At 59.0% G+C, this 19289-nt stretch carries 16 protein-coding genes; 1 reads left to right on the top strand and 15 read right to left on the bottom strand.

Features of this window, described 5'->3' with window-relative positions:
• Nucleotides 1-30: 30 nt before the first annotated feature.
• The gene (locus tag H6A25_RS07410; RefSeq protein WP_204751330.1) at nucleotides 31-1491 is read right to left on the bottom strand and encodes a leucine-rich repeat protein; all 1461 of its coding nucleotides are present in this window, start codon (nucleotides 1489-1491) and stop codon (nucleotides 31-33) included.
• A 358-nt stretch (nucleotides 1492-1849) separates the two neighbouring features.
• A complete protein-coding gene (gene guaA, locus H6A25_RS07405) occupies nucleotides 1850-3388 on the bottom strand; it encodes a glutamine-hydrolyzing GMP synthase (protein ID WP_204751329.1) in 1539 nt (512 codons plus the stop codon).
• Between the two features lie 210 nt (nucleotides 3389-3598).
• On the opposite strand from guaA, the gene H6A25_RS07400 reads away from it, so the two are divergent.
• Nucleotides 3599-4921 carry an S-layer homology domain-containing protein gene (locus tag H6A25_RS07400; RefSeq protein WP_204751328.1) on the top strand — a complete coding sequence of 441 codons (1323 nt, stop codon included), beginning with the start codon at nucleotides 3599-3601 and terminating at the stop codon, nucleotides 4919-4921.
• A 470-nt stretch (nucleotides 4922-5391) separates the two neighbouring features.
• Here H6A25_RS07400 and H6A25_RS07395 read toward each other — a convergent pair whose 3' ends face one another.
• From H6A25_RS07395 to H6A25_RS07335, 13 genes are all read right to left on the bottom strand, one after another.
• On the bottom strand, nucleotides 5392-7095 hold the full coding sequence (locus H6A25_RS07395) for an Rqc2 family fibronectin-binding protein (RefSeq protein ID WP_204751327.1): 1704 nt from the start codon (nucleotides 7093-7095) through the stop codon (nucleotides 5392-5394).
• Between the two features lie 30 nt (nucleotides 7096-7125).
• Entirely contained in the window at nucleotides 7126-7785 is a 660-nt protein-coding gene (locus H6A25_RS07390) for a class I SAM-dependent methyltransferase (protein WP_204751326.1), read from the bottom strand.
• A 75-nt stretch (nucleotides 7786-7860) separates the two neighbouring features.
• Complete coding sequence (locus H6A25_RS07385; RefSeq protein ID WP_204751325.1) at nucleotides 7861-8061, bottom strand: DUF1858 domain-containing protein; 201 nt, start codon at nucleotides 8059-8061, stop codon at nucleotides 7861-7863.
• A 574-nt stretch (nucleotides 8062-8635) separates the two neighbouring features.
• On the bottom strand, nucleotides 8636-8920 hold the full coding sequence (locus H6A25_RS07380; RefSeq protein WP_118428809.1) for a zinc-ribbon domain containing protein: 285 nt from the start codon (nucleotides 8918-8920) through the stop codon (nucleotides 8636-8638).
• A 63-nt stretch (nucleotides 8921-8983) separates the two neighbouring features.
• Nucleotides 8984-9559: a sigma-70 family RNA polymerase sigma factor gene (locus H6A25_RS07375; protein WP_204751324.1), complete on the bottom strand. Its 576-nt coding sequence runs from the start codon at nucleotides 9557-9559 to the stop codon at nucleotides 8984-8986.
• Between the two features lie 105 nt (nucleotides 9560-9664).
• A complete protein-coding gene (locus tag H6A25_RS07370; RefSeq protein WP_204751323.1) occupies nucleotides 9665-10123 on the bottom strand; it encodes an Lrp/AsnC family transcriptional regulator in 459 nt (152 codons plus the stop codon).
• A 749-nt stretch (nucleotides 10124-10872) separates the two neighbouring features.
• On the bottom strand, nucleotides 10873-12699 hold the full coding sequence (glmS, locus tag H6A25_RS07365; RefSeq protein ID WP_204751322.1) for a glutamine--fructose-6-phosphate transaminase (isomerizing): 1827 nt from the start codon (nucleotides 12697-12699) through the stop codon (nucleotides 10873-10875).
• Between the two features lie 307 nt (nucleotides 12700-13006).
• Nucleotides 13007-14353 carry a phosphoglucosamine mutase gene (gene glmM / locus H6A25_RS07360; protein WP_204751321.1) on the bottom strand — a complete coding sequence of 449 codons (1347 nt, stop codon included), beginning with the start codon at nucleotides 14351-14353 and terminating at the stop codon, nucleotides 13007-13009.
• Nucleotides 14354-14378: 25 nt separating this feature from the next.
• Nucleotides 14379-15419, bottom strand: a complete 1041-nt coding sequence (ruvB, locus tag H6A25_RS07355; RefSeq protein ID WP_204751320.1) for a Holliday junction branch migration DNA helicase RuvB — start codon at nucleotides 15417-15419, stop codon at nucleotides 14379-14381.
• A gap of 12 nt (nucleotides 15420-15431) precedes the next feature.
• Nucleotides 15432-16031 carry a Holliday junction branch migration protein RuvA gene (gene ruvA / locus H6A25_RS07350; RefSeq protein ID WP_204751319.1) on the bottom strand — a complete coding sequence of 200 codons (600 nt, stop codon included), beginning with the start codon at nucleotides 16029-16031 and terminating at the stop codon, nucleotides 15432-15434.
• Nucleotides 16032-16033: 2 nt separating this feature from the next.
• Complete coding sequence (gene ruvC, locus H6A25_RS07345) at nucleotides 16034-16531, bottom strand: crossover junction endodeoxyribonuclease RuvC (RefSeq protein WP_204751318.1); 498 nt, start codon at nucleotides 16529-16531, stop codon at nucleotides 16034-16036.
• Between the two features lie 485 nt (nucleotides 16532-17016).
• Nucleotides 17017-18273 (bottom strand): aminotransferase class I/II-fold pyridoxal phosphate-dependent enzyme, encoded by a 1257-nt coding sequence (locus H6A25_RS07340; protein WP_204751317.1) that lies wholly within the window; start codon nucleotides 18271-18273, stop codon nucleotides 17017-17019.
• Nucleotides 18270-19277, bottom strand: a complete 1008-nt coding sequence (locus tag H6A25_RS07335; protein WP_204751316.1) for a M20/M25/M40 family metallo-hydrolase — start codon at nucleotides 19275-19277, stop codon at nucleotides 18270-18272. Before H6A25_RS07335 ends, H6A25_RS07340 begins: the two co-directional genes overlap by 4 nt.
• Nucleotides 19278-19289 lie beyond the last annotated feature (12 nt).

The raw sequence follows: 19289 nt of genomic DNA, 5'->3' as shown, positions 1-19289 counted from the left end.
TCGGGCAAATCAAACCAGGTGGATGTCAGATCAGGCGGCGGCCCCCAGCTGCTTCCACAGGCAGTAGACCACATCGGAGCGGGGGCAGCTGGCCTTGGGAGTAAAGTTCAGGCCTTCGGTCAGGCCGCTGGCCTGGGCCCAGTTCACTGCGGCAGCAGACCAATCGGAACCGGAGGCCGTTTCTCCGGCGGCCCGGCAGAGGAAGGTGAAGATCTGGTCATAGGACAGGGCGCTGGACAGACCGAAAACGCCGCCGCCCATGCCATCGGTGATGCCCTTTTCGGCGGCCCACAGAACGGCATTGTAATAGTAGGCGTTTTTATCTGTCACATCGGAGAAGGGAGAAACAGAGGACGCAGGCGCCGGAGAACCGGCGGCACGCCACAGGAAAGTGACCGCTTCGGCCCGGGTGACAGTGCTGGCGGGAGAGAAGGTGTTATTGCCGGTGCCGGTGGTGATCTTCTCATCCACGGCCCACTGCACGGCCTGGGCGAAATAATCGCCGGTGTCCACATCGGTGAAGCCGGCCACCGGCTGGGCAAAGTGGATGGTGGCCTGGTCCAGGCCGTCGTTCAGACCGCCCATCTCGATCTGGCTCCACTGGAGGGCGGTGCCGCCATAGTACACATCGGTCAGGCTGTCACAGCCGTAAAAAGTACCGCTGACAATCTGGGTGACGCTGTCGGGGATGGTCACTGTTTTCAGGTTGGTACAGAAGCGAAAGGCGTCGTTCATCAAAGTCACGCCGTCGGGAATGACGCAGCTTTCCAGATTGATGCAGCCTTCAAACAGCCGCATGGGCAGAGTGGTGATGCCGGAGGGCAGGCGCACACTTGTGAGGCTGGTGCAGTTGCTGAGGGCCCATTCCCCCAGATAGGTGACGCTGTCCGGGATATACAGGCTTTGCAGTTTTTTGCAGTCAGCCAGAGAGGAGTCGGAGAGGGTGGTGACGCTATTGGGCAGGGTCAGGCTGGTGATGCCGGAGCCAGAGAAAGCGTCACGGCCGATGGTGGTGATCCCCTCCGGCAGAGTGACGCCGGTGAGAGAGGAACAAGCGGCAAAAGTGTCTCGGGGAATGGTGGTCAGGCTGCGGCTGAGGGTGACGCTTTTCAATGCGGTACAGCTAGAGAATACTCCTTGATCCAGGGTGGTGACACTGTCGGGCAGGACGATCTGCTCCAGGGAACGGCAAGCACCGAAGGCCTGGCGACCAATGGAGGTTACCGTGTCGGGAATGGTCACGCGGGTCAGATCTTGGTGCTGGTTGAATGCGTAGCTACCGATGGCGGTGACGGGAACGCCGTAGATTTCAGCAGGGATATCCGCTTCGGTGATGGTCATATCGCTGCGGGTGATGGTGCCGGTGGCGGCGTCGAAATAGAGCTTGCCGCCTGTGACTTCGTAGGTCAGTTCGGCTGCCTGGGTTGGCAGGAACAAAGTCAGAGCCAGTCCAAGAGCTAAGACAAAGGGCAGGAGTTTGCGTACTTTCATGGGATATCTTCCTTTCTGTTTTTTTGGTCCTATTGGATAGTGCCGGTTGGGCGCCGGTTGGTTTTATAAAAAAAGAAAAAATTTTTAGAAATTTATAAATACCGGAAACCAGCATCACCGGCTGGGCAAAAGAGCAGTTCCCTCTCCCCTGTTTGCCCCCCTACCTGCCGGAAGAACATGGCCTGTTTTCAGCGGGGCCCGTGACTGTTCTTTGGCATGACGGCCCGGTCATACCCGGCCGTCTGGAAATAGTAACCTGGAAATAGTATATCACAGACGGATTTATATTGCACCAGGTACTTGCATAAAAAAACACCGAAAACCCTGATGTATCAAGGCTTCCGGTGTTTTGTTTTTCTTATTCCCACTCCACCGTTGCGGGGGGTTTGCTGGTGATGTCATAGACGATGCGGTTGATATGGGGCACTTCGTTTACGATGCGGTTGGAGACTTTCTCCAGTACATCATAGGGAATGCGGGCCCAGTCGGCGGTCATGAAGTCGGAGGTGACCACCCCTCTCAAAGCCAGGGTATAATCATAGGTGCGCTCGTCGCCCATGACGCCCACCGAGCGCATATTGGTCAGAACGGCAAAATACTGGTTGATGTCCCGGTCCAGCTTGGCGTTAGCAATCTCTTCCCGGAAAATGGCATCGGCCTCCCGCAGGATGGCCAGCTTGTCCGCTGTGATCTCGCCGATGACCCGCACGGCCAGTCCCGGTCCCGGGAAGGGCTGACGCCATACCAGCTCTTCCGGCAGGCCCAGCTCCAGGCCCAGGGCCCGTACTTCGTCCTTGAACAAAAGCCGCAGCGGCTCGATGATCTCCTTGAAATCCACATGGTCAGGCAGACCGCCTACATTGTGATGGCTCTTGATGACGGCGCTTTTGCCCAGACCGCTTTCCACCACATCGGGATAAATGGTGCCCTGGGCCAAAAAGTCCACGGCGCCGATCTTTTTACTTTCTTCCTCAAAGACCCGGATAAATTCTTCGCCGATGATCTTCCGCTTCTTTTCCGGATCGGTGACGCCCTGGAGTTTTGCAAGGAAACGGTCCTGCACATTGGCCCTTATGATGTTCATGTCGAACTTTTCACCCATGACCTTTTCCACCATGTCCCCTTCGTCCTTGCGCAGAAGGCCATGGTCCACAAACACGCAGGTGAGCTGGCTGCCCACCGCCTGGCTGATCAGCGCGGCGGCTACCGAGGAATCCACGCCCCCGGAAAGGGCCAGAAGCACCCGGCCATTGCCTACCTTCTGGCGGATCTCCTCAATGGCCTGCTTGGAATAAGCTGCCATGGTCCACTCGCTGGAAAGGCCGCAGATCTTATAGAGGAAGTTCTCCAGGATCAGAGTGCCTTCCTCGGTGTGCATCACTTCGGGATGGAACTGGACGCCATAGAGCCTTTTTTCCGGGTTTTCGATGGCGGCGGTGGGACAATCCTTGGTCTTGGCGCTGGTGACAAAGCCCTCGGGCAGCTGATCCACCGAAATGGTGTGGCTCATCCAGCACACCGACTGCTGGCGAACGCCCTCAAAAAGCAGGCTGCTGGAATTGTGCAGAAGCTCGGCTTTGCCGTATTCCCGCACAGTACCGGCCTTGCAGGTGCCTCCCAGCATCAGGGTCATCAGCTGCTGGCCATAGCAGATGCCCAGAACGGGCACGCCCAGCTCAAAAACGGCGGGATCGCATTTGGGCGCTCCCTCTTCATAGACGGTACTGGGCCCGCCGGTGAAAATGATGCCCGAAGGGGCAAACTGACGGATCTCCTCCATGGAGATGTTATAGGGCTTGATCTCGCAATAAACGCCCCTTTCCCGCACCCGGCGGGCGATGAGCAGATTGTACTGCCCACCAAAATCCAGGATCAAAACGCGGCTGCGTTCACTCATTGTGCATCCTCCTGTTGGCTTAAATCGATTACTTTTATCTTCTCATAAATGGCCGATAATTTCAACCTTTTTCTGGTGTTCTGGCAACATTTATCATCCTTTTCAGGGGAATATTCCTCCTTTGCCCCGGGGACATTATCTCCAAAGGAACAGGAAGGCGGATTTTTGTCCCCTTCCTTCCATTTCTGCATGACTGGAGGAAAACACCTTATGGATCAACGCATATGGAAAATACGCTGTGCTGCTCTGTGCGGCAGCCTGGCGCTTTGCGCCCTCTTCCCCGCCGCTTTTGCCCTTTTGGACAAAGAGGAAACCGCTCCTGCAGCGGCCGCTTTCTCCAAATCCGAAACCGCCGGGGCCATCGTCACCTTTTCTCAGGAGGACTTTACCACCCGTCTGACAGGAGATGATGCGCTGGAGGGCATCACGGTTTCGGCTTTGCCCGATGCTGCCGCAGGCCGGCTGCTTCTGGCAGGCCAGCCCATTTCCCTGGGGGAAAGCATTTCCCTGGAGGGCCTGAGCGCCTTGTCTTTTGAGCCGGCGGGAGCAGAGGATACCCAGGCCACCTTTTCATTTCTGCCGGTGTTTGAGGACTATGGCGCCGGAGAAAAGAGCGTGGATGTGACCATCAGCCTGAGCGATACCCCCAACAGCGCCCCCATTGCCACTTCCCTTTCCTTTGAGACCTGTGTGGACCTGCCCCTTTCCGGCCAGCTGGAGGCCAGCGATGCCGAAGGGGATGAGCTGACTTTTTTCCTCATGGAAAAACCGGAAAAGGGCACGGCGGAAGTGGCCGGGAGCGGCGCATTCCGCTATACCCCCAAAGAGGGCAAAAGCTATGAAGAGTCCTTCACTTATTATGTCACCGATGCCCAGGGAAACGCATCCAATCCGGCTCAGGTAAAGGTGAGTGTCAAAAAACAGGAGAGCAAAGAGACCGTCCGCTATGCCGATCTGGAAAATGATCCGGCCCATTACGCTGCCATCCAGCTCACCGAAGCCGGGGTATTCTCCGGGGAGCAGATCGGGCAGGACTACTTCCTGAATCCGGAAGAAACGGTGACAAGAGCTCAATTCATTGCCATGGCCATGGCGGCCAGTGACATTCCCCTGCCCTCCATGGCGGTGCCCAGCGGCCTTTCTGACGACGCCCAGACTCCGGATTGGGCCAAAGCCGCCTCGGCAGCGGCCCTGGCATCCGGCGTGGTGCAGGGCAGCCCCGATGGCAGCGGCAGCAAGGTGCTGCGTCCCAACGATCCCATCACCCGGGCGGAAGCCGCAGTCATTCTGGACCGGGCGATGGATGTGCCCGCCGGAGTGAACCTGCCCATGGACCTGAAAGACGCGGCCCAGGTGCCTCAGTGGGCCGCTCAGGCCGTACAGGATGCCTTGCAGGCCGGTATTTTGCAGACCACCGGCGGGAATGTGCGTCCCAATGACAACCTGAAGCGTTCGGAAGCCGTGCAGATGGTCTACAAGGCCATGGATCTTGGTGACGAGGAAGAAAAGAGCTTCTGGGACTTCCTGAAATAACAGCGGAGTGCCTCCGCCGCCATACTCTCCCCGGCTGTATGGGTTGCGGGCCTCGATGCTCCGGCTCCGCCGGAAGGGGCTATTGTGCAATCCTGGCAGCGTGCAAAGAAAAAAAGCTCTCCTACTCAGGAGGGCTTTTTCTTTTGGGCTGGTCCGGCAATAGAACCAAGGGTCGTCCGCCCTACCCCAAAATAATACCTGGTCTTTTCTGTGGCACCTGGAACCGGTGGAGCCCCGCCTGGGGCGCGAAAAAGGTCGGGGAAGTCCCGTGTCGGGACGGCCAGACTTTCTTTGCCCAGGTGGACACAACCGGCAAAAGCAAAGACAGGAACGGGTCCAGCGTCACGCTGGTCCGGTGGCCGGACGGCCATATTATCTTTGCCTTTCTTGATACAACCTACCGGGTGCGGCAGCATAGTATGGCAGCGGCGCCACGCCGCCGCAGTATGGGTCCAGCGTCACGCTGGCCGCTAGTCTTCCAGCGGGCGGACGAACAGAGTTTTATAATCGGTGTAGATCACCATGCCCGGCTTGGCCCCGGCGGGCTTTTTCACATGACGCACCAGGGCGTAATCGATGGGGGCCAGGCTTTGCTTTGCCAGCTTGGAATGTCCCGCGGCGATCCGGGCGGCATATTCCAGATCCTCTCCTGTGGGCATCTGGCCCTGGGTGAAGAGGATCACATGGGAACCGGGGGCCTTCTGGGAATGGAACCACAGGTCGTTTTTCCCGGCGGTACGCAGGGTCAGCTGATCGTTTTCCCGGTTGTTCCGGCCGCAGAGGATGCGCTTTCCCGAAGGCGAAGTGTATTCTCTTGGCTGGAAGGCGGCGGGCTTTTTCTTTTTGGGGTGCTTCTCCTTGGAGCGGAGATAGCCGCTTTCCAGCAGCTCTTCCCGGATGGCGCTGACCTCTTTGATGTCCCGGGCCTGCTGCAAGGCCAGCTGGACGCTTTGCACATATTCCAGCTCCTGTTCCCCCTGGACGATCTGCTCTTCCAGGGCCTGCTGAGCGTTTTTCATCCGGGTGTATTCCTTGAATAGGGCCTGGGCGTTCTGCTGGGGGGTCTTGTCCCCACTGAGTTCCAGCTCCACCTGGGGCAGGTCGGGAGAAAAATAGTCGGTGACGGTGACTTTCTCCGCCCCCTGGGGGATCCTATGGATGTTGGCCATGATCAGATCGGCCCGGCGTTTCAGATCTTCCCGCTTCTCGGCCCGGAGCAGGTCATTGCGCTGGTTGGCCAGCTTGCGCTGTAGGCGGCTTTCCTGGTTGGCCATCAGCTTTTCCAGGGACGAGGACACCGATTTCCGCCGCTCTTCCGCGGCCCGCGCCCCATAAAACCTTTCGATCATCTGGGAAAAGCCCTCCTGGGGCAGGTTCCGGACATCCTCCCCCAGATGGCCCATGGGCATGAAGGAAAAGTCCACATATTCCTCCCCACGGCAAAACAGGGTGGGCTGGTAGTTTCCTTCCTGCACCCGGCGGGAAAGGTCCATGATCTCTGCGGCCAGGGCTTCTTCCCTTCCTCCGCCCCGGTGCCACAGCTCCCGGGCGATGAGGGGGGACACCAGATCCAGCTCCCCGGTGAGGGCTTTGGCCCCGTCCTCCTGGGAAAGGGCTTTTTTCGCCAGGGCCCCGGCTTCCTCCTCCGTCAGGGCCAGCAGGCTGCGGCGCGGGGGCCGGGGCGGCATCTGGTAGCGCAGCCCGGGCAGGATGGGCCGCTGGGGGGACATTTCGCTGTCCACCTTTTTCAGACAGCCCAGAATGGTGCCGTCCCCCGAAAGCAGAATCAGGTTGTTCCGCCGGCCGGTCAGCTCCACTACCAGGGATTTTTCCGACAGCTCTCCGAAATCGTCATAGGCCGAAAAGCGGAAGAGCAGCATCCGCTCATACTCCGGCTGGCTCACTTCCAGAAGCCGGGCGGCGGTGAGGTGCTTGCGCAGCAGCATGCAAAACATGGGGGGCGCATCGGGGTTTTCGGTCTTTTCCCCTGTGAGATACACCCGCCCCCCGGCGCCGGAGCAGGAAATCACCAGTTTCCATGCCCCCCGATGGCTACGCAGGGACAAAATGACCTCCTCCCTGCGGGGCATGAAGATCTTATCCACCCGGCTGTCCGAAAGCTCCCCTTGCAGCTGGCGGCACAGGCCGTTGATGGTGATGGCGTCCATGGACATATTCTTCTCATCCTTCCCCAAAAGATCAAATCAAAGGCTTTGGAGCAGCCGGAAAATCCGCTGCTCCGGCGTGTCCGAAAGCCCGGCCTGTTCCTGGCCCCGGGCGCTGGCGCCGTATTTCGTCAGCAGCTTTTCCTTGTAAAGAGGCCACAGCGGGTCGCGCAAAAGGGCCGTTCCGAATAAATATGCATAGTCCTGAGCGCCGCTTTGGTCGGCGCCTTTTTGAATATTCATGGCTGTATAAACTTTGCGTCCGTCCTTTATGACCCGCTCTTTTTTTACATTGTAGCCCTGTTCCGTCAGCCACCGGCGCAGCTTGGGGATGTTGGTCATGGGCTGCAGGATCACCTGGCCCCCGTCCCTTCCGGCCCAGGGGGCACGGGAGAGAATGGCGATCATTTCCTCCCCGCCCATGCCGGCGATGATCACCGTGTCCCCGTCCCCGGGGCCGAAGGCATCCAGCCCATCGGAGAGCACCGGGGTGATCTTGCCCATCAGCCCCAGCTCCCCGATGGTGCGCCGGGCATTTTCCAGCGGACCCGGACGGATGTCCGAGGCAAAGGCGTGTTCCACGCCGTATTCCGTCACCAGCAGAGCGCAAAGCTGGGCATGGTCGCACCCCACATCGATCACCCGCCGGGCTCCCTGGCACAAATCGGCCAATGCCTCCATTCGCTTGGAAAATACCATGGCCCTTTCTCCCCTTTCTCAAAGCAAAAGAAAACGGCAGGCCTTTTTCCCGACCTGCCGCCTTTGTCCTGTTTCTTATTTGGACTGGAAATACTCGTTCAGCTTGCTCACCAGCTCGTCCTCGTTGGTGCCATGCACCACGCAGGCCTCGGCAATGGATTCGCCGCTGGAAGAGGGGCAGCCCACACAGTGCATGCCGATCTCGAAGAAGAAACGGGCAGCGCCCATGTCCTCAGCCAGCACCTCACCGATGGTGGTATCTCTTGTTACGATCATTTCTTACACCTCCCATCCCACTGACATGGAATCTTTCCCTATTATACACCAATCTTCTCCCCATTTCAACCCCAGGCGGGCCAGAGCCTTCACTGCGGTGAAGGCTGCCGGAAATCCTTTTGGGGGATTTCCGGCATTGGCGGCGTGTTATTTCGGCGTAAAGCCGAAATAACCATCAGACCGGTAGGTGACGCCGCTTCTGGCCCTCGGGGAAAAACTAGGTTTTTCCCCGACCCTTTTCGCGCCCCAGGCGGGGCAGCGTGACGCTGCACCTCAATCCCTCAGTCGGCGCTGGCCGACAGCTCCCTTTGCACAAGGGAGCCTTCTTTGCCGGATTGCACCCAACCAGCCTGGGAAAAGATAGGAACGCCAGCGGACCAGCGTGACGCTGGACCCGTTCCTCTCTTTGCCTTTGCTGGTTGTATCTTCCTGGGGAAAGAGAGTATGGCCATGGGGAAAAGATAGGGAACGCCAGCGGAAAAATTCCGCTGGCGTCGATTGTTTGATTTAAACAGAAGCAGCCTTCGTCCTGTTGCCCAGTGCGGCAGCGCAGTGTGGCTGTCCGGACACCGGACTAGGCCTGCTGCTCCTCCTTCATCTTGGCGAAGCATTCGCTGCAATAGACGGGTCTGTCGCTCTTGGGCTCAAAGGGCACTCTGGCCTCTTTGCCGCAAGCGGCGCAAGTGGCGGTGAAATACTCTCTGGGGCCACGGGCGGCAGCCTTTCTGGCGTCGCGGCAGGCCTTGCAGCGCTGGGGCTCGTTCTGGAAGCCACGCTCGGCATAAAATTCCTGCTCACCGGCGGTGAAAACAAATTCATTGCCGCATTCTTTGCAAACGAGTGTTTTGTCCTGGAACATGATGCGTTACCTCTCTTTTTTCTCCCATTCTATGGGATTGGATGATTTTATTGCGAACAGGAGTCAATCCTGCTGTCGCCCTTGTTGCAGATATTTGGCCAGCTTGCGCCGGATGCGGCCGATGGCATTTTCCACCGCTTTGGGGGTGCGGTGAAGGCCCTCGGCAATCTCCGAAGAAGTATAGCCTTCCAGATAGGATCGCAGCACAGCCGTTTCAAAGGCAGACAACAGCCCGGATAACGCTTTCTGGATCTCCCATGCCGACTCTTTTGCCAGAAACTGTGCTTCCGGGTCCTGGGAAGAGGGCGCCTGAGCCATGTTCTCCCCATCCCCTTCCGCCTGCTCCACATACTCGATGCGAAGGTGGCCGTCCTTCCGCTTGCTGCGGCGGAGGGCATCATAGACCTGACGGCGGATGCACAAAGCGGCGAAGGCTTCAAAGCTCTGGGAGCGGCCGGGATCATATTCCCGGATGGCCTTGAGTAGACCGATCATCCCCTCCTGCACCAGGTCGTCATAATCGCCGCCGGTGAGAAAATAGGGACGCACACAGGACTGAACCAAACGGGCGTACCGCCGGGCCATTTCCTCTTCCCCATTGGGAGGGGCTTTGTGAAAAACAGAGTCTTCCTGTGGCATAAAAGGGGCCCTCGCTGTGCAAAAGTGTCTAACACGATGCAAGTATACTCCATCTTTTCGGCCTTTGTCAAGAAGAATTATCCAAATCCCCGGAGCCTGGCTCCCTTATTTCAATATTTCCTCCGGGTCCACCGAATATTCATTTTTCACCGTGGAAAGAATGACGATGGTTTTGGTCATCTTCACCCCGCTGACGCTTTTGATCTGGTTGAGAACACGCTCCAGGGTCTGGGTGGAGTTTGTGACCACCTTGAGCATAAAATCAAAGTCCCCGGTGATATAGTGGCACTCCAGAATCTCCCGGTTGTCCTTGACGAAATTGGTAAAGCATTCGATGTGCTTGGGGTGCTCCAGGCTGATGGAAATGAAGCTGGTCACATCTTTCCCGGCCTTGACCTGATCGATGATGGTGGTGTGCTGCCGGATCATCCCCGAATTTTCCAGCTTGCGGATCCGCTCGATGACGGCGGACACCGACATACTCACCTTCTCGCTGATCACCGAGGCATTTTCTCTGGCGTTGTTTTTCAGGCAGCGCAGTATTTTGACATCGATCTCATCCATGAACTGATTCCTCCTCCCGGAAGGCCCTAGGACTTCCGGTCAATAATGTTGTAGGTAGTGTTACAGAACTATTATACGGAATTTTGCCTGTGATGCAAGGTTTATTTCCTGCTTTTCTCTATTTTTTTCGGGAAATCCCCCTCACCCATGAAAATTTTTGCGGCAGCGGCAGCGTGACGCTGCACCCATACTGCGGCGGAGTGCCTCCGCTCCCATACTGCGCTCCCGCGCTAAGCAACAGAACGAAACCAAACAAAAAAGGCTCCCCCTGGCGGCGGCAGCGTGACGCTGCACCCATATTGTGCTGCCGCACGAAGCAACAGAAGGAGGCCAAACAAAAAAGGCTCCCCTCGGGGAGCCTTTTGGATTCATATGGTCAGGTGGGGTGAATTTGTTTGGTTTCACAATCCCCCCTGCATGGCTTTGCCATGCTGTCCCCCCTTTGCACAAAGGGGGCTTTTCTTTGCCAAAATGCATCCAACCATCCTCCGTCATATTGCCCAGCGCGGCAGCGCAGTATGACGGCCCAGGCACTGGGCCCAGGACTGCAAAACAGCCCCTTCCAGTGGCGGCACGCCGCCACTGGAGCACTCAGGCCCACAACGCATCTCAGCCTGGGAGAGTTTTGGGTGCAGCGTCACGCCGGTCCGGTGTCCGGACGGCCATAACTCTCTTTGCCAAAATGCATCCAACCATCCTCCGTCATATTGCCCAGCGCGGCAGCGCAGTATGACGGCCCAGGCACTGGGCTATTCGACGGTGACAGATTTGGCCAGGTTACGGGGTTTGTCGATGTCGCAGCCCCGGTACACGCCCATATAATAGGAGAACAGCTGCATGGGGATGATGGACAGGGACGCCGACAGAGCCGGGTCGCAATCGGGGATCTTCACCACAAAGTCGCAGATCTCCGGATCGGGCTCCACTTCCTCGTTGGTCACCATGATCACGCTGGCGCCACGGGCCTTCACCGACTTCACATTGGACAGAGTCTTTTCATACAGCGCCTTGTCGTTGGCCATGGCCACCACCAGGGTGCCGTCCTCGATGAGGGAAATGGTGCCGTGCTTCAGCTCACCGGCGGCATAGGCCTCGCTGTGGATGTAGGAAATCTCCTTCAGCTTCAGGGATGCCTCCTGGGCGGCGGCATAGTCCACCCCACGGCCGATGAAAAAGACGCTCTGCCGGTTGCTGTACAGAGAGGCCAGATACTGGATCTGGGGCCGGGTGCGCAGAGCTTCGGTGATCAGCTCAGGCAGCTCATTGATTTTCCGGCAATACTCCTTGCCCTCTTCCTCGGTGAGGGTACCCCGGGCCAGGCCGGCCTTGATGGCCACCAGATACAGCGCGGCCAGCTGGGCGGAATAGGCCTTGGTGGTGGCAACGGCGATCTCCGGGCCGGCCCAGGTGTACAGCACGCTGTCGGCTTCCCGGGCTGCCGAAGAGGACACCACATTGACGATGGCAATAGTGCGGGCGCCCCGCTTTTTGGCCTCACGCATGGCGGCCAGGGTGTCCGCCGTCTCGCCGGACTGGCTGATGACGATGCACAGATCCTCTTTGCCGATGATGGGGTTGCGGTACCGGAACTCCGAAGCCACCGATGCCGAAACCGGCACACGGGCAAATCGCTCAATGACCTCTCTTCCCACCAGGCCGGCATGGAGAGCCGAGCCGCAGGCTACAATGTGGATGTTCCGCAGATCGTGGAACAGCTCATCGGTGAGACCGCATTCCTCCAGCCGGGGCAGGTCGCCCTCGATCCGGGGAGAGATGGTATCCCGCAGGGCCTTGGGCTGCTCCATGATCTCCTTGATCATAAAGTGCTCATAGCCGCCCTTTTCCGCCGAGGAAATATCCCAGTTCACCGTCTGCACTTCAGGCTCCAGCTTCTGGCCGAAGGCGTTGAACACCTCCACCTGATCGGGAGTAATGCGGGCGATCTGGTTGTCTTCCAGCACGATATAATGCTTGGTTTTCTGAATGATGGCAGGGATGTCGGAGGCGATCAGGTTCTCCCCTTCGCCCACGCCGATGATCAGCGGGTTGTCCCGCTTGGTGCAGTAGATCTCGCCGGGGTCATCGGCGGAGAGGATGCCCAGAGCATAGCTGCCCCGCAGATCCTTCACGGTGTCCATCAGGGCCTGCATCATATCCCCTTTGAAATGGTGCTCAAACAGGTGGGCCACCACTTCGGTATCGGTCTGGGACTGCATCTCATAGCCCTCTTTGGTGAGCATTTCCCGCAGTTCCAGGTAGTTTTCGATGATGCCGTTGTGGACGATGGCGATCCGTCCATTGCGGCTGATGTGGGGATGGGCATTCACATCGGAAGGCTCACCATGGGTGGCCCACCGGGTGTGACCAATGCCGCAGGTGGCTTCCATGCCCCCTACCTGCTGCACCTTGTCCTCCAGGTTCTTGATGCGGCCCTTGGTTTTGACCACCTTCAGCCCTTCGGGGCGCAGCACCGCCACACCGGCAGAGTCATACCCACGGTATTCCAGTTTATACAATCCTTGCAGCAAAACGGGCACGGCCTCTTCCCGGCCCACATATCCTACGATTCCGCACATAAGAATTTTTCCTCCAAATTAAAATGAACGCCTGCGGGGATGTTGTCACGGCGGTCACCCGCCCTTTTTCTCTCCTCCGCTTTATGGCCAGGCGTCAATGCGCAGGGGGCATCCGCCGAATGGTTCGATCCTCCCCCACCTCGTCAACTGCCCGCAGGCAGTCCCGGCGCTTGTTTCTTTGTTTCTGCTCTTGCGCGGCCTCACCACCTTTCCATTTTTCGGCCTTTGCCCTCTCCATCCCCGGTTTCCCGGGGATAAAGAGGGGTAAAGGTTGATCCCTTGCCTGCCCTTGAAAAAACAGGCTTTTTTATTTGGAATACAGGTCCTCGATGACCTTGGCGGCCTTCTGGGCCATTTCATTTACCAGTTTTTCATCCTGGCCTTCCACCATCACCCGCACCAGGGCCTCGGTGCCCGAAGGCCGGATGAGGATGCGGCCATTTTCCCCAAAGACCTCCCCGATCTCCCGGCTGATGGCCTGCACTTCCGGCTGGTCGGCCACCGTTTTCTTTTTGTCGTTGGGCACCGGCACATTGATCATCTTCTGGGGGTAATGGGCGATCTCACCGGCCAAAACAGAAGCCTTCTTGCCGCTTTCCTTCAGCACCCGAAGGAAGGTGACGGCGGTCAGCTCGCCGTCGCCGGTGGTGGCGTGGTCGGTGAGAATCACATGGCCCGACTGCTCGCCGCCCAGGTTCCAGCCGTCCTTCTGCATCTGTTCCAGCACGAACCGGTCCCCCACCTTGGTGGCGGCCATGGGAATGCCCTTATCCTTGAGGAAGTTTTTCAGCCCCAGGTTGGACATAATTGTGGCCACAACGCCGCCTTTCAGCTTGTTCTGCTTTTTCAGCGCCGCGGCCAGCACGCCCATGATCTGGTCGCCGTCGATGACTTCGCCCTTTTCGTCCACCAGCAGGCAGCGGTCGGCGTCGCCGTCAAAGGCCACACCCAGGTGGTAAGACCCTTCCCGCACCTTTTTGCACAGAGCTTCCATGTGGGTGGAGCCGCAGCCGGTGTTGATGTTGATGCCGTCAGGCTGGCAGAAAATCAGATCGGTTTCGCACTCCAGCCGCTGGAACAGGTTGGGGGCGGTGCGGGAGGCGGCGCCGTTGGCGCAGTCCACGGCGATGCGCAGACCCTTGAGGCTCCCGGCGGCTTCGGCCACATGGGCCACATATTCATCGCAGGCGGCGTGGGCCATGGGCAGTACCCGGCCGATCTTGCCCCCGGTGACAGGAGATGCCCCGGAAGGATCGTCGATCAGCTCTTCCACCGCCGCTTCCAGCTCATCAGACAGCTTGCAGCCGTTTGCGCCGAAGATCTTGATGCCGTTATGCTCAAAGGGATTGTGGGACGCCGAAATGACGATGCCTGCATCGGCCTTGTGCTCCACGGTGAGGTAGGCCACGGCCGGCGTGGGGATGACTCCCAGCAGCACAGCGTCGGCTCCGGCACAGCAGATGCCTGCGGCCAGAGCACATTCCAGGGCGTCCCCGGAGATCCGGGTGTCCCGGCCGATATAGATTTTGGCCTTGTGGGAAAGCTCCTTTGTCAGCACACTGGCGGCGGCAAACCCGGCCTTAAAGGCCAGAGTGCAGGTCAGTTCCTCATTGGCCACCCCACGGATGCCGTCTGTTCCAAAATATTTACCCATTTTCCTTTTACCCCTTTTTGCCCCTTTACAGCGTCAGCTCCTGCTGGCCGAGAAAGGGAATATTCAAATGATCGTAAGCTTTTTTGGTGACGCAGCGCCCCCGGGGCGTGCGGGTGAGGAAGCCGATCTGCATGAGATAGGGCTCCTGCACATCTTCCAATGTCACGGCCTCTTCCCCGATGGTGGCCGCCAGGGTCTCCAGACCCACCGGGCCGCCCCGGAAATTATAGATGATGCTTTCCAGCATCCGCCGGTCGGTCATGTCCAGCCCCAGCTTGTCGATCTCCAGGGCGCTGAGGGCCAGGTCGGCCATCTCCCGTGTGATGGCGCCGCCCCCCTTCACCTGGGCAAAGTCCCGCACCCGCTTTAAAATCCGGTTTGCAATACGGGGGGTGCCCCGGCTGCGCATGGCCACTTCCAAAGCTCCTTCCGGCTCGATGTCGATGCCCAATATTCCGGCGCTGCGGGTGACGATCTTCTGCAGTTCCCCGGCGGAGTACATTTCCAGCCGGAGCATCACTCCGAACCGGTCCCGCAAGGGCGAGGTCAGCTGTCCTGCCCGGGTGGTGGCCCCGATGAGGGTGAACTTGGGCAGATCCAGCCGGATGGACCGGGCCGCCGGGCCTTTGCCGATGATGATATCCAGGGCATAGTCCTCCATGGCGGGATAGAGCACCTCTTCCACGCTGCGGTTCAGGCGATGGATTTCATCGATAAAAAGCACATCGTTTTCATTCAGGTTGGTCAAAAGGGCCGCCAGGTCCCCCGCCTTTTCGATGGCCGGGCCCGAGGTGATGCGGATATTGACCCCCATTTCGTTTGCAATGATGCCGGCCAGGGTGGTTTTGCCGAGGCCCGGCGGGCCATAGAGCAGCACATGGTCCAAAGGTTCCCCCCGCTGCCGGGCGGCTTCGATGAACACCGACAGATTGTCCTTGGCCTTGCTCTGGCCGATGTATTCTGTGAGCTTCCGGGGGCGCAGGGAGTTTTCCCCTTCGTCCTCCTTTGTCAAGCTGCTGGTGACGATCCGTTCTTCTTCCAGATCCTTTTCAAATTCGATTGCCACTGTGATCCCCCATTACCGCATGAGCTTTTTCAGGCACTGGCGCACCAGCTCCTCCACCGGCAGGCTTTCGTCCAGGCCTTTGAGGGCCTCGGCGGCTTCGGCCCGGCCATAGCCCAGCACCGTCAGGGCGGCCAGAGCTTCCCCGGCAGAGCCCATATTGACTTCCGGCTGGGGCAGTTCCACTCCGGCACCTCCAGAGACCGACAGCTGGCTTTTGGCCAGTTTGTCCTTCAGCTCCAGGATGATCCGCTGGGCCAGCTTCTTCCCCACGCCGGGGGCTTTGGTCAGGGCCTTTTCGTCCTCGGAAATGACGCACAGGGCCAGTTTTTCCGGGGTGACCACCGACAAAATAGCCAAGGCCGCCTTGGGCCCCACCCCGGAGATGGAAGTGAGCATCTTATAGCAGGAAAGCTCCTCCTCGGTGGCAAAGCCATAGAGCTCCATGGCGTCCTCCCGCACATGGAGATAGGTGTAAAACAGGGCTTCTTCCCCCTTCTTCACCGCCGAAGCCGAGAAAAAGGAGGTGTTGATGCTATACCCCACCCCGCCGTTGTCCAGCACCACCCGGTTTGGGTCCACATGAAAAACCGTTCCTTTGATATGATGAAACATCCTTATGTACTCCTGTTTTGAAACATTCGGGAGGAGGCGCTGTGGGCATGACACACCGCCAGAGCCAGGGCATCGGCGGCGTCATCGGGCCGGGGGATTTTCTTGAGGCCCAGGATGTTCCGGGTCAGCTCCATCACCTGGCGTTTTTCCGCCTTGCCATAGCCCACCACCGCCTGCTTCACCTGGCCGGGGGTATACTCATAAAAGGGCAGCCCCTTCTGGGCGATTGCCAGCAGAATCACCCCTCTGGCATGGCCCACGGCAATGCCGGTGGTCACATTGGTGTTGAAAAACAGCTCCTCCACGCTCACCGCATCGGGTTTGAAATGATCCAGCAGGGTGAGCATATCCTGATAAATCTCCAGCAGCCGGTTTTGCAGGGGCACCCCGGCCGGGGTGGTGATGGCCCCATAGCCCAGGGCGCGCATCCGGCCTTTGCCTGTTTCCACGGCGCCATAGCCCACAATGGCATACCCCGGGTCGATCCCCAGTATCACCATGCACTTTGCCGCCTTTCCATTTGCAGATATACAAATCTATTATACTACGGTTTCACGCCCAGCACAACGGCAAATTTGCAGCGGCAGCGTGACGCTGCACCCAAAACTCTCCCAGGCTGTATGGGCTGCTGTTCCTCGGTGCTCCGGGTCCCGTGTCGGGACGGCCATACTCTCCCCGGCTGGATGCGCTGCTGTTCCTCGGTGCTCCGGCGCTGGCGAGCCAGCACCGGAAGGTGCCATAGTGCAGTCCTGGCAAAGTGGAATAGATAACACCCTCTCGGATGCAATCAGCTTCGCAATCCCCCCTGCATGACTGCGCCATGCTGTCCCCCCTTTGCACAAGGGGGGCTTTTCTTTGCCTTTCTGCATTGGGCCGGCCTGGTTCTGTTGCCGGGCGCGGGAGCGCAATATGACAGCCCAGGCACTGGGCCGGGAGCGTCAAAAAAGCGGCAAAAGCCGCTTTTTTTGATGCTTTTTGATTCTTTTTATTTTTCCATTTCCAGAATGCACTTGGCGCCGGCCATAACCCCCAGCCGTCCGGCTTCGTAGGTCAGACCGCCCTGCATAAAGGCGGTATAAGGCTCACGCATGGGCGCATCACAGGAAAGCTCGATGGAGGAACCCTGGATAAAGGCCCCCGCCGCCATGACCACCGGGCAATCATAGCCCGGCATATCCCAGGGCTCCGGCGTGGCGAAGGAATCCACCGGCGCTCCCGCCTGGATGCCCCGGCAGAAGGCCAGCAGCGGTTCCGGCTTGCCGAAGTCCACCGTCTGGATGATGTCGTGGCGCTCCTCCCCGCTTCCGGGAGACACCGAAAAGCCCATCTCCTCCAGCAGGGCCGCGGCAAACACCGCCGTTTTCACCGCCTGGCACACGGTGTGGGGCGCCATGAACAGCCCCTGATAAAGAGAACGATTGACCCCCAGAGTGGCGCCGCACTCGCCGCCGATGCCCGGTACCGTCAGGCGGAAAGCCGCCCGCTCTACAAGGTCAGCTCTACCTGCGATATAGCCGCCGGTGGGGGCCAGGCCGCCGCCGGGGTTTTTGATGAGGGACCCGGCCGTGAGATCGGCTCCGTGCTGGGTGGGTTCGGTTTCCTCCACAAACTCGCCATAGCAGTTGTCCACCACAATGGCGGCATCCGGGTTGACCTTCCGCACCACCTTGCAAATCTCCCCGATCTCCTCACAGGACAGGGTCTGCCGCTGGGCATAGCCCCGGCTGCGCTGGATGAATACCCCCTTTACCTGAGGGTCGGCGGCGGCCCGCTCGATGGCGGGCAGATCGGGCTTCCCCTCTTTCAGAGGCACTTCCCGGTAGCCGATGCCGTAATCGGCAAAGGTGCCTCCCACCTTGCCCCGCAGGCCTACCACCGTCTGCAAGGTGTCATAGACGCTGCCGGTGACTGACAAAAACACATCCCCGGCGCTGACGCAGGAGAACATGGCGGCGGCAATGGTGTGGGTGCCGTTGACAAAGCCGGTGCGCACCAGGGCCTTCTCCGCCCCGAACACCTGGGCATAGATCTCGTCCAGCTTGTCCCGGCCCAGATCGTCATAGCCATAGCCGGTGGTGCCGCCGAAACAGGCGTCGCTCACCCGATGCTCCGAAAAGGCCGACAGGATTTTGGCGGTGTTCCGGCTGGCCCGCTCCTCCAGAAGTGCAAACTGGCCCCGGGCCTTGGCCTCTGCCCGATGGCAGAGGTCCCAAAGGGCCGGTGAAAAATCAAATGTGCTCATAGCTCCCTCTCGCAGGCCCGGGCCAGAAGGGCGGCGGCCTGTTCTCCGTCTTTAATAGAAATGGTTTCAGCAGTGGAATGGATATACCGGCCGGGGATGCTCACGCAGCCCGAGGGCACCCCATCCCGGCTCACCAGAATGGAGGCGGTATCGGTGCCGCCCCGCAGCAGCACTTCGTCCTGATAGGAAATGCCGTTTTCCTCAGCGGATTTCCGCAGATGCTCCACCGCTTCCGGGGTGCAGATCAAGGAGGCGTCCTTGATCTTGATGGCAGGGCCGCCTCCCAGCTTCACTTCCCCATCGGCGGCCCCCGGGCAGTCCCCGGCGTGGGTCAGGTCGATGGCGATACCCAGGTCGGGCTCGATGGCGTGGGCCGAGGTCTTGGAGCCTTTCAACCCCTGCTCTTCCTGGACGGTAAAGACGAAATACAGGTCATTTTCCGTCTTTTTTACCTGGCTCATGGCGCAGAGCATGGCGGCGCAGGAGGCCAGGTTGTCGCAATAGGGGGACATGAGTAGCCCGTCGCCAATCTCCTTGGCTTCGTAGTCGAAGACAGCCACATCCCCTACCCGCACCATCTTGCGGGCTTCTTCTTCGGAAGTGGCCCCGATGTCCAGGAACAGGTCGGTCATGGCGGCTTTGTCTCCGGTTTTGGTTTTCAGCTCGGCATCGCTCCGCTCAAAGAGCACGCCGGATGCGCCATTCAGAAACCGCACTTTCTTGCCCGACAGACGGCTGGCCCGATGGCCGCCGATGTTGGTCACCTGCAAAAAGCCGTCCTTTTCAAAGCGGCTGACCATAAAACCGATCACATCCATGTGAGCGGCCACCATGATGCGCTTGCCCGAGCCCTTCTTCCGGCAGATCACATTGCCCAAAGCGTCGATCTTCACCTTGTCGCAATAGGGGGCGGCCAGGTCGGCAATGGCCTTTGCCCCATGGGCTTCAAAGCCCGAGGGGGAGGCATTTTCCAGAAGAGTGCGGAAAGTTTTCACAAAATTCATCTTGTTCTCCCC

Origin of the sequence: Intestinimonas butyriciproducens, from assembly GCF_016901775.1 — a bacterium.
Lineage (GTDB): Bacteria > Bacillota > Clostridia > Oscillospirales > Butyricicoccaceae > Pseudobutyricicoccus.
Note: the sequence above shows the minus strand (reverse complement) of the source record. Positions and strands in the feature narration are given on the sequence as shown.